Below are 12,092 nucleotides of genomic sequence, written 5' to 3' on the forward strand. Positions count from 1 at the left end.
GGACTTGGGTAATTTATTTAGTTTGTAGAAAAGGTTGTGCCTTCTCTACCATCGTTAAGTTGTATTCCTGCTTCCGCTAGCTCGTCTCTGATTTGATCGGATAAAGCAAAGTCTTTATTGATCCTAGCTTCTTGACGTAATTTGATTAATAGTTGTACGGCTCCAGCTAATTTATCTGTTCCAGTTCCGGCTGCTGCTTTGTCATTTTTTAATCCTAAAATATCAAATACAAAAGCGTTTATTGTTGCTTTAAAAGTTTCTAAATCTTGCGCTGAAATTGTCTCAGTTCCTTCTTTTATTTGATTGATGTATTTAACTCCTTCAAATAAGTTTGCAATTGCAATTGGTGTGTTAAAATCATCATTCATGGCATCGTAACATTTTTGCTTCCAAGCGTCAATGTTTAATGTAGATGTTTTTGATGTTTTTAAATGGTCTAGTTGGCTTACGCCTTCCATTAAACGATTGTACCCTTTTTCACTGGCTAATAACCCGTCATCAGTAAGGTCTAAAATACTACGGTATGATGATTGTGCTACAAAAAATCTAATAACACTTGGTGTATAGGCTTTACTAAAAAAGGCATTATTACCGGATAATAACTCGTCAGGGTTTACAGTATTACCCGTAGATTTAGACATGCGTTGTCCGTTAAGCTCTAGCATGTTGGCGTGCATCCAATAGTTTACTGGAGATTTTCCTAGTGCTGCTTGATTTTGAGCAATTTCGCACTCGTGATGCGGGAATTTTAAGTCCATTCCGCCACCATGGATATCAAAATGATCCCCAAGATATTTAGTACTCATAGCAGTACATTCTAAATGCCATCCAGGAAAACCGTCACTCCAAGGAGATGGCCAACGCATGATATGCGTAGGTTCGGCTTTTTTCCAAAGGGCAAAATCTTGTGGATTTTTCTTGTCCGATTGCCCGTCTAGTGCTCTAGTGTTATGTATTAAATCTTCTAACTTACGTTTACTTAAAATACCGTAATTGTTAGTTTGGTTATATTTATGTACATCAAAATAGACAGAGCCATTAACCTCGTAACCAAAACCATTGTCAATAATGGTTTTAATTAACTCTATCTGCTCAATAATGTGACCGGTTGCAGTAGGCTCTATACTTGGTGGTAAAAAATTGAATGTATTTAATATGTTATGAAAATCTACTGTGTAACGTTGTACAACTTCCATAGGTTCAATCTCTTCTAACCTTGCCTTTTTAGTAATTTTATCTTCGCCAGCATCCGCATCATTTTCTAAATGTCCGGCATCGGTAATATTTCTAACATAGCGGACTTTGTATCCAAGATGTTTAAGATATCTAAAGATCACATCAAAGGACATAAAGGTCCTAACGTTTCCTAAATGGACGTTACTGTAAACGGTTGGTCCACAAACATACATGCCAATATAACCCTCGTTAATAGATTTAAAGTTGTCTTTTTCTCCTGATAAAGAGTTGTATATTTTTATGTTTTGATGTTTGTAAAGTTCCATTGCTGTTTACTAAAATTTTGTCTCTAGTTTAATATATTCTAAGAATTCGTGTCTAGTAGATTTCTTTTTAAATTGCCCTCCAAATTCTGAAGTTACTGTGCTGCTTTCAATATCTCTAATTCCTCTAGAGTTTACACATAAATGTTTTGCATCTATAACACAAGCAACATCATCCGTACCTAAAGCTTTTTGTAATTCTTTTACAATTTGTATTGTTAAACGCTCTTGTACTTGTGGGCGTTTTGCGTAGTAATCTACAATACGATTCATTTTAGAAAGTCCAACTACAGTTCCGTTGGAGATATAAGCAACATGTGCGCGTCCTACTATTGGAAGTAAATGATGCTCGCAAGTAGAGTAAACGGTTATGTTTTTTTCTACTAGCATTTCTCCGTATTGATATTTGTTGTCAAAAGTCGATGCTTTTGGTTTTTTATCTGGGTGTAACCCTCCAAAAATCTCGTTAACAAACATTTTTGCAACACGGTTAGGTGTACCTTTTAAACTGTCGTCAGTTAAGTCTAAACCTAAAGTCTCTAATATTTTAGTGACGTCTTTTTTTATGCTCTCAATTTTATCAGCATCTGATAAGTCAAAAGCATCGGCTCTTAATGGAGTATCGTGATTTGTGCCAATATGGTTTTCGCCAATAGCATCGTTGTCGTCTATATTGTTTTCAATCTTCATTTAAATAAAGTCTGTAAAATGGTGTTTAAAATAGTTTGCAAAGATAAACAATAAATAAATTTGATTGAGGGTAGGGTTTTGTTAAATGTACTTGTTATATGTATAAGTGTAAAAAAAAAGTTAATTAGATAACGGTATTAACATATTGTTTATTAAAATTTTCTTAATTTTCGAATCTAATTTTATCCTAAAAAAACCATGAGACTTAGCGTTTTCTATACCCTATTATTTGGCTTATTGTTGTTTTCTCAACAAAGTGAGGCACAGACTGAAAAAAAAGCAAAAACACAATTAGTTAAATACAACAAAAATGTTGAGGCACCTTTAACAGCATCAGAGATGGCTATGCTTAAAGAAGTGTATCAAGATAAGCTACAAACGTATGTGTTAAGTTACCCTCAGCGTATTAAAGATTTTAAGCATTTACTTAGAAATAGAGTATCTATTGAGAAAATAACAAGTTTAGTTGGTAATACTGCAAAGTATAAGTTGCTAAGTGAGGTTGGTCTTTTTAATAATTATAATAAAAACCTTGTAGCTGATGCATCTTATGATGCTTCAACTTTTAATGTGTTAAAATATAACCTTCAGTTTTTTGGAGTAGGTTCTAGCATATATAGAATTGATAATACGGAGTACTTCATAATTATCAAATCGCAAACCTTTAGAAAATAATTTATTAGTTAGATTACACTGACTATTATATCATAAACATATACCAATGAAAAAGTTTTTAGTAGCTCTTATATTATTAAATTCATTTATCGCTTTCTCTCAAGATGTATTAATGCAAACCGCTACCGTTAATCAATGTGGTGGTGTATTTTACGATTCGGGAGGGCCATCAGCTAATTATGGTGATAACGAAAGTTTTATTTTAACTATTTGTCCAGATACGCCGGGTAATTTAGTTCAGTTAGATTTTACCGCTTTTAGTACAGGACTGAACACGGATGTTATGAACATTTTTAATGGTGATGATGTTTCTGCAGCGGCTTATGGACCATTCTCGGGAGGTGGCCCATCGGCTAACCCTGGTTTTGTAAGTGCGACTCAAGATAACGTTTCAGGGTGCTTAACGATTCAGTTTATCTCGGATGGGGCACCCAATGCTTCAGGTTGGGCAGCAACCATTTCTTGTTTTGAACCTTGTCAAACAATAGTATCTCAAATAGATACAGCAACACCAGCACCAAATGGTGATGGTTATATTAGAGTTTGTGCGGATGAGCCTATTACTTTAGACGGAAGCGCAACATTTTCAGTAGATGGTACTGGGGCTAGTTACGAGTGGGATTTAGGTGATGGTAATTTTATTGCTGGACAATCGGCAACATTTTCTTATAGTACGCCAGGGGTGTATATTGTTAATTTAAATGTTACTGATGCTAATACTAGTTCGGACCCTGACGGTTGTAATAATACTAATCTAATTAATCAAGTAATACAAGTTGGTACAACTCCTGATTTTACAGGAACTGATGCAGTGGATAGTGTTATTTGTTTTGGAGACTCTACAACTTTAAATGGCGTTGTAAATCCAGTACAATTTATTAATGACTGTACACCACCAGTAAGTGGTACAACATTTTTACCTGATGGTAGCGGGGCATCTTACGAAACATCTATAACAGTGGATTGCTATGAGTCTTCTTTAACCTTAACGGATATTAATCAAATAACAAGTGTTTGTGTTAATATGGAGCATTCCTATTCAGGAGATTTAGATATATTTATAACAGGGCCTACAGGCTTAGAAGTGCAGTTGTTTGGTCAATCTGGCGGTGGTACTTATTTTGGAGGTGCCAATGATGATAATTCAAATATTCCTGGAGTTGGTGCAGATTATTGTTTTTCTATGTCGGGAACAGTTTTATTAGCTAATGCTACTACGGTTACGGCTGGTTCAAACCCACCAGGGAATTCTTGGACACCAGGTACATATTTACCTGTAGAGAGTTTTAATTCTTTATTAGGGAGTCCATTAAATGGAGATTGGACCATTAGAGTAGTAGATAATATAGGAGCTGATAATGGGTATATCTTTTCTTGGAGTATTGAGTTTGATCCAGCATTACAACCGCCAGAATTATCTTTTACACCAACAACGGTGACAGAAGGATGGGATGCAGATTCTTCAATTACTGCGACTACAGGTAATGATATTACGGTGCAACCAGCAACAGCGGGTACACACTGTTACACTTATAGAACTACGGATGATTTTGGATGTGAATATACTGAAGTTGTTTGTATCGATGTTTTACCAGAAATAGATAATGATTTACCAAATGATTTGTTTTTATGTAATCCAGGTGCTGCACCATATGTTTTTGATTTGACTCAAAACGATGCTGTTATGACTGCTTCATCTGCTATAGCTGGTGATTTAAACATCACTTATTACGAAAGTCTAGCGGATGCAACAAGTGGTACAGGAGCGATTGCAACACCAAATAGTTATAGTTCTACTGCTGTGTTAGGAGTGCCTCAATCTATTTATGCTAGAATAGAATATTTAACATCGGGTTGTTTTGAAACGGAAACATTTACTTTAAATATAACGACTCAACCAACAATTAATCCTGCGCCAGACATGGTTACTTGTGATGACGCATCAAATGATGGATTTGCACCTTTTGATTTAGAAAGTCAAAATCCATTTATTTTAGGGACACAATCTTCTGCTAACTTTATTGTTACTTATTATTTAAGTTTTGCAGATGCAGACGCGGGAATAGCAAGTACTGCTTTAGTTAGTGATTATACCAATACCGTAAATCCACAACCTATTTATGTTAGAGTCCAAGTGGTTGGTGATGCTGCATGTTATATTGCGTCTCCAACACCTGTTTTTGACCTAATTGTAACTGCAAATGATGATTCCTCTTTTACAGTAATGCCAAATTGTTCTGGTGGAACTATTGGCACTGTTGCCACAACAGGTGGAACATTTACTCTAAATCCTGATTTAGGAGATGGTGCAACAATAAATGCAGCTACAGGAGAAGTTACTAATGGACTTAGTGGTGTTAGTTATACAATACAACACACGACAGCAGGCGTATGTCCGTCTTCTACAGATCAAGTTTTACTTGTTCAGAGTACTGACGATGCCTCATTTACAATGTTACCAACATGTGATGGAGGTACAGTAGATACAGTAGCTACTCCAGGTGGTACATTTACTTTTAATCCAATACCTACAGATGGAGCTGTTATTGATGCAGCTACCGGAACAATTACTGCCGGTACATCGGGTACAACATATACTGTTGAATATACTACAGGAGGAAGTTGTCCAGAAAGTAGTACTCAAGATGTAACCGTTTTTACTTCGGAAGATGCAACATTCTCTGTTATTGAAAATTGTGATGGAGCAACAATGAATATTATTGGAGACACTGGAGGTGTATTTGCTTTTAATCCATCAGTTTCTGATGGTGCAGTTATAGATGTAGCAACTGGAGAGGTTACTTCAGGTGTTTCTGGAACAACTTATACTGTTCAGTACACCACGTCAGGACCTTGTCCAGATGATAGTTTCCAAAATGTAACGGTTTTAAATCAAGATGATCCAGGATTTACAGTGTTAGCGGATTGTAATGGAGGTACAGTGGACTCTGTAGTTACATCTGGCGGGACTTATTCATTTAACCCTGCGGTTTCAGATTCAGCTGTTATAGATGTGAATACCGGAACGGTAACTTCTGCAACACCAGGAGCAAGTTATACTATAGAGTATACCACAGCTGGTGCTTGTACAGGGACTAGCACTCAGGTGTTGAATGTACTTTCGGCAGATGACTCTTCATTTACATATACTCCTACTTGTGATGGTGCAATAGCGACTATTACAGGATTAACAGGAGGTGCTTTTACTTTTAATTCACCACCAGCAGCAGGAGATACTGTTGTTTTAGACGCGGCTTCCGGATTAATTACTGGAGGTATTTCTAATACAACTTATAGTATTGATTATTCAACTAATGGAGCTTGTCCTACAACGACTAATGTTGCAGTAACGGTTTATCCAGAACCTGTAGCGGTAACTCCAACCCCCTTAATTGTTTGTGATAATGGTACGCCTGATGGTTTAACTTCAATTGATTTAAGTCTTAAAAACAACGAAATAAGTGGAGGTAACCCTGCATACGCAGTAAGTTATTATTTAACACAAGCGGAAGCAGATTCAGGGACTGATGCATTAGCAATACCTTACGATAATATTAGTAACCCACAAATTGTATTTGTAAGAGTTATGGATGTTAATACAACATGTTTTACAACAACAACATTACAGTTAGAAGTAGAGCAAGCGCCAGTAACATTTGACCCTACAGATTTAACATTCTGTGATCCAGATAGTGATGGTTATGGTGTTTTTATGTTAACAGATGCTGAAGCAGAAATTACAGCAGGCGCACCAGGATTAACAGTAACATATCATGAAACATCTAGTGATGCATTACTTAATGTTAACCCGGTAACAAGTCCATATAATAATATTTCAGAGAACACACAGACCATTTATGTTCGTGTGGAAAGTGCAACTATTGCCACGTCTTGTGCTAGTTTTGAAGAATTAGTATTAATTGTTAATCCTACACCACAAATTACGGACCCAAGTCCATTAGAAGTTTGTGATACGGATGCAGATGGTTTAGCGCAATTTGATTTAGAATTAAATAATCCGGAAATACTTAATCAATTAGATGCCGATGCCACTAACGATTTAGCAGCAACAGATTATAGCATTACCTATTATGCGACTGCAGCAGACGCAGCAGTACCTCAAAATGCTATAGCAACACCAAACGCTTATACTAATACGACACCCAATATGGATACTGTTTGGGTCGTAATAGCGGACAATGCCAACGGATGTTCTATAATAACAACAATGGACTTAATAGTAAATCCATTACCAGTATTATTGCAAGCATCACCATTAGTTTTATGTAATGATAACGATTTACCAGGTGAAGTACCAGCGTTAGCGCAGGAAGAGTTTACCTTAGAAGATGCTAATGCAGAAATCTTAAATGGTCAAACAGGAATTACATTAACGTATTACTTCACACAAGCAGGTGCCGACAATGCAATCGCTTCAGATCAAATCTTTAGTCCTTATACTAATGTCGCTAATGCACAATCTGTATTTGTAAGAGCAGAAAATGATATTACCGGTTGTGTTAGTACAATAACCTTTAGATTAGACGTTAACCCAACACCATCACCAGAAGCTAATCCAACAGCTTTATTAGAATGTGATATTGATAACGATGGTTTTGCAAGTTTTGATTTGGATAGCCAAACGTCAAGTATATTAAATGGAGAACCAGACGTAAGTATTAGCTACCACGAAACAGAAGCAGATGCTATTAGTGCTATCAACCCATTAATTAGTCCATACACAAATATTGTAGCGACTAACCAAATGGTATATGTACGTGCAGAAAATGATATTACAGGCTGTTTTACAATAGTTGTTTTACCATTAGAAGTACAATTATCTCCTGTAGTACCAGTAACACTAGACGATTATGTTGTGTGTGATGATAATAATGATGGTTTTAATCAATTTGATTTTGATACGGTAATGACACCACAAATCTTAGGCACACAAAACCCTGCAGATTTTACATTAACCTATCATACTACAGCATTAAACGCAGCAAGTGGAAACAGTCCAATAGTAAACACGGGTAACTATACCAATACAACTAGTGGACAACAAACCATCTATATCAGATTAGTAAGTAATGCCAATGGTTGTGTCACAACAGGGCAATTCGAAATAATAGTGGATTTTCCACCAGTATTAGTACAGCCAACACCATTAGCTATTTGTGACGAATTAGATGTTAATTATTATGAAAATAATGATGACATGGCCACATTTGATTTAACACTTAAAGATGATGAAATCACCGCAGGAAACGTAAGTTGGACAGTTGCTTATTACGAAACACAAGCAGATGCACAAGCAGATGTAAACGTAATTGCAGACCCAACATTATATACCAACATGATGGTGGGAACTAATCCTGCAAACCCTCAAACGGTTTATGTTAGAGTTACCGATTCTAATACGGGATGTTTCTCATTCACAACATTAACCATCCGTGTGTTACCAAATCCAACACCATTGGAAAATCCAAATGATATTATATTATGTGATGATGTAGATGTGGTAGGACCAAACGATTTAATAGAGCTTTTTGATTTAACACAAGACGCAGCTGTAATTTTAAACGGAGAAGGAAGTAATCCAAGCGACCCAAGACATTTAAGTTACTACACAGATTTAGATGAGGCATTAATGGGAACAACACCAATAGTTGACCCAACAATGCATAGCAATGAAGATCCTACAAATCCAGGAACCGCTATAACACCACAAACTATTTATGTGCGTGTGACTAACGGAACCGATGAAATAGGAACAGGTGGAACAGGATGTTATACAATTGTTAGTTTTGATATCATAGTTAATCCATTACCAGAAGTTAGCCCAATTGAAGATTATATTTATTGCGAGTTATTTAATGATGGGGCTTATGCTTTTGATTTAGAAACTAAAATAGACGAAATCTTAGGGACGCAAAGCGCTACAGATTTTACAGTAACATTTTTCGCAGCCGATGGGACTAGCATTGCAACACCATCAAACTACACCAATGCCACTAACCCAGAAGTAATTTCGGTAGATATTACCAATAACCTAACAGGTTGTGATGTACGAACAAGTTTTACAATCGAAGTACAGGAAGCAGCACAAGCCAATCCTGATATGACTCCAATTTTATATGAGTTGTGTGATGATACTATGGAAACAGATGGCGATACTACAAACGACAGTATGCCATTTGATTTAACAACATTAAATCCTGATGTATTAGATGGTCAAGATCCAGCAAACTATATTGTAAGCTACTATGTTAGTCAAGCAGATGCAGATGCAGGTGTATCACCATTACCAATGTTATATGAAAACACGATTAACCCACAAGTGGTTTATGTGCGTGTAGATAACGATACTATGGCAGATGATGGTTCAGGAACAGGTGCTATGGTAGATACTTCAGTGTGTTACGAAACAGCAGAAGTAACATTACAAGTAAACCCATTACCAGAAGTTGAGTTAGAGGCTAGTTACATATTATGTATTAACACTAACGGAACAGAAGTAGTAAGTGCGCCAATAATAGACACAGGATTAAACACAACCGATTATAGCTTTGAGTGGTTATTAGAAACTACTACAATCCCAGGAGAAACAGGAAGTAGTTTAGAGCCAACACAAGGCGGTAACTATACTGTAATTGTTACGGACATAAGCTCAAGTAGTACAACGATGTGCGAAACAATAGCAACAACTATAGTTGAAGAAAGCGAACCACCAACACTAGAGGCCGAAGTCTTAACAGAAGCCTTTGCTGAAGTACACAATATTTTAGTGACAGCAACAGGAAGTGGTGTTTCAGCATTCGAATTTAGTATTGACGATGGTCCATGGGAAGTTAACGTGCCAAACAATGGTACATACACCTTTACAGATGTAGGCGCAGGAGATCACGTGGTAACCGTAAGAGATATTAATGGATGTGGAGAAACAAGTTTACCGGTATCAATAATGGATTACCCACATTTCTTTACACCAAATGATGATGGCTTTAATGACACATGGAATATCTACGGTATCGGAGATCAACCAGATGCAGTGATTTATATCTTTGATAGATACGGTAAGTTATTAAAACAACTAAGCCCAACAGGATTAGGATGGGATGGAACTTATAATGGTAACCCAATGCCAACCAGTGACTATTGGTTTACTGTAGATTATAGAGAACCAAATGATCCAGATAATACTAAAAAACAATTTAAGGCACACTTTACCTTAAAGCGATAAGTGTTATAGAAACAACATGCTATCAACAAAAAAAGCCTGAACAAATAAATGTTCAGGCTTTTTTTTTATACTTATTATAAGTTTAAAGAAACGTATTAGTTTACTTCAAAAGTGATTTTTAAATTAACTCTAAAGTCAACAACTTCGCCATCTTTAACACTAGCACTTTGATCTTGTACATATACAGATCTAATGTTTTTAACGCTTTTAGAAGCATGCTTTACTGCTTTTTGGTGGTGTCTTGTTTAGTTTTATAGGGGTAGAATATATCTTGGTTGGTAATAGATTAGTTTTATCTAAATTTTTAGTACTTCTATTTTGTAATTACTATTATTTTAAATTAGGCATTAGGCATTAGGCATTAGGCATTAGGCATTAGGCATTAGGCATTAGGCATTAGGCATAAAAAAAAACCTGAACATTCGTTCAGGTTTTTAATTTATATAAATTAAATATGACTTATAGTTTAAACCCTAAGGTTAAAGTAATATTTGAGTTTTTAGTATCTAAGGCAACAGGGTTGGTTAAACCAACATTATAAAACTGTTTGCTTCTGTCTTGTTTAGAGCTCGTGTAAGCTAAGTCTAGGTTAGTATTACCAAAGTTGTACCCTAATCCTAAAGAGTAACCTGTAAGGTCACCTATTATAGTGTCATCAGCATATGGGCTTTCTTCTATTCTGTAACCACCTCTAAAACTAAATTGTTTTACTTTATATTCCGCACCAATCTTGTAAGTGGAAGCAGCAGTTAACACATTTGCCATTAAAGCGTTTTCTGCGCTAAAAGCGGGGTCTGATGTTGGTTTAAATTTTGTTTTACTGTAATCACGCCTTGAATAATCTACACTAATTAAACCTTGTGTTCCAAAAACATATGCTAAACTACCTGTTATTTTACTAGGTGTTTGTATTCTATAGCTTTCAAAAATATTTAAAATATTTGGGTCTACAACTTGATAAAAATCACCTAGATTTTCGTCAGAAACAAATGTTTCAACATATTGTGTTGTTTCATCTTCAAGACTCATCCATGTTGGAGACTCATAAGTTATTCCTGCTCTTAGCTCGTTAGTTAATTTAAAGATTCCTCCTAACTGAAAAGAAAATCCAGATCCATTTGTGGCTAAGGTATTTTCAAATAATACTTCTTTAACTACAGATGCTGCATCATTATTCGTTTCATAAAAACTAGTAAAACGCTCATAGTTTAGAAAATGAGAATTAAGATTTAATCCGAAATAGGTGTTTTCTCCATATTGTGTTCCAATGTTAAAACTTATTTTTCCATTATATCCAGTCGCGATGTAATTGTAGTCTTGCTGAAAAGAATTTCCTGCAATATTACTGCTATATAAAGTATTATCATCATTTGTGTTGGCAGGCTCTAAAATATAAGAGTCGTACCCTAAAAAAGCTTGTTGGTTAGTGTAACCATACGCGCTACCTATTTCTGAATAAGCTTGAGAGGTTGTTTCTCCTGGAAATGCTGATATCTCGTCAAATCGCAAACCTTGTGCATTTGCAAGAAAGTATTCACCAATACTTGTGTTTCCTGTTCCGTTAACTTTCCAGTCGTTGTCGTAATTTTTAGTAATATCATACTCTATAGCCAAAGAAAACTTTTTCCAAGGAGAGTCTGTTTTTTTGTTTTCAAATATAAAAACACCACCACCTTGATTTAAGTTAAAATCGGAGTTTGAAGCATTTCCTCTTCCATTAAAATAATTAGTATCAGTATCTTTATTATCAACACCTAAAGAGAACGAAGCATAGCTACTTGTAAAAACAGCAGATCCTGCAGGGTTAATACTAATAGCACTTAAATCTCCTCCTAATGCTCCAAAAGCACCACTCATACTTTGAAAACGAGCTGTTCCTAAAATTTCACCAGTAGAGTATCTTAAGGCGTCATTAATATTTTGGGCTTGACTTATTGATATGGATAAGACACCCATTATTAATATGATTACTTTTTTCATAGATT

At 35.7% G+C, this 12,092-nt stretch carries 5 protein-coding genes and 1 pseudogene; 2 read left to right on the plus strand and 4 right to left on the minus strand.

Annotated features, from left to right (window positions below; all coding sequences use genetic code 11):
* Window positions 1–17: 17 nt before the first annotated feature.
* Both cysS and folE read right to left on the minus strand, forming a co-directional pair.
* On the minus strand, window positions 18–1,502 hold the full coding sequence (cysS, locus tag ACZ2G2_RS09790) for a cysteine--tRNA ligase (protein ID WP_470391967.1): 1,485 nt from the start codon (window positions 1,500–1,502) through the stop codon (window positions 18–20).
* 9 nt (window positions 1,503–1,511) lie between these two features.
* Complete coding sequence (gene folE / locus ACZ2G2_RS09795; RefSeq protein WP_090841173.1) at window positions 1,512–2,189, minus strand: GTP cyclohydrolase I FolE; 678 nt, start codon at window positions 2,187–2,189, stop codon at window positions 1,512–1,514.
* A 198-nt stretch (window positions 2,190–2,387) separates the two neighbouring features.
* Between folE and ACZ2G2_RS09800 the strand changes: the two genes are divergently transcribed.
* Both ACZ2G2_RS09800 and ACZ2G2_RS09805 read left to right on the plus strand, forming a co-directional pair.
* Complete coding sequence (locus ACZ2G2_RS09800; protein WP_470391968.1) at window positions 2,388–2,864, plus strand: hypothetical protein; 477 nt, start codon at window positions 2,388–2,390, stop codon at window positions 2,862–2,864.
* A gap of 46 nt (window positions 2,865–2,910) precedes the next feature.
* Window positions 2,911–10,107: a T9SS type B sorting domain-containing protein gene (locus tag ACZ2G2_RS09805; RefSeq protein ID WP_470391969.1), complete on the plus strand. Its 7,197-nt coding sequence runs from the start codon at window positions 2,911–2,913 to the stop codon at window positions 10,105–10,107.
* 95 nt (window positions 10,108–10,202) lie between these two features.
* On the opposite strand, the pseudogene ACZ2G2_RS09810 reads toward ACZ2G2_RS09805, so the two are convergent.
* Window positions 10,203–10,340, minus strand: a pseudogene (locus ACZ2G2_RS09810) (dodecin family protein); the annotation flags it as partial.
* Between the two features lie 226 nt (window positions 10,341–10,566).
* On the minus strand, window positions 10,567–12,087 hold the full coding sequence (locus tag ACZ2G2_RS09815) for an OmpP1/FadL family transporter (protein WP_470391970.1): 1,521 nt from the start codon (window positions 12,085–12,087) through the stop codon (window positions 10,567–10,569).
* Window positions 12,088–12,092 lie beyond the last annotated feature (5 nt).

This window comes from Olleya sp. KKT75 (genome assembly GCF_055635485.1).

Bases quoted from the DNA above. Each gene is read 5' to 3' on its own strand.
- cysS (WP_470391967.1), bottom strand. From the start codon at position 1,502: ATGGAACTTTACAAACATCAAAACATAAAAATATACAACTCTTTATCA.
- folE (WP_090841173.1), bottom strand. From the start codon at position 2,189: ATGAAGATTGAAAACAATATAGACGACAACGATGCTATTGGCGAAAAC.
- ACZ2G2_RS09800 (WP_470391968.1), top strand. From the start codon at position 2,388: ATGAGACTTAGCGTTTTCTATACCCTATTATTTGGCTTATTGTTGTTT.
- ACZ2G2_RS09805 (WP_470391969.1), top strand. From the start codon at position 2,911: ATGAAAAAGTTTTTAGTAGCTCTTATATTATTAAATTCATTTATCGCT.
- ACZ2G2_RS09815 (WP_470391970.1), bottom strand. From the start codon at position 12,087: ATGAAAAAAGTAATCATATTAATAATGGGTGTCTTATCCATATCAATA.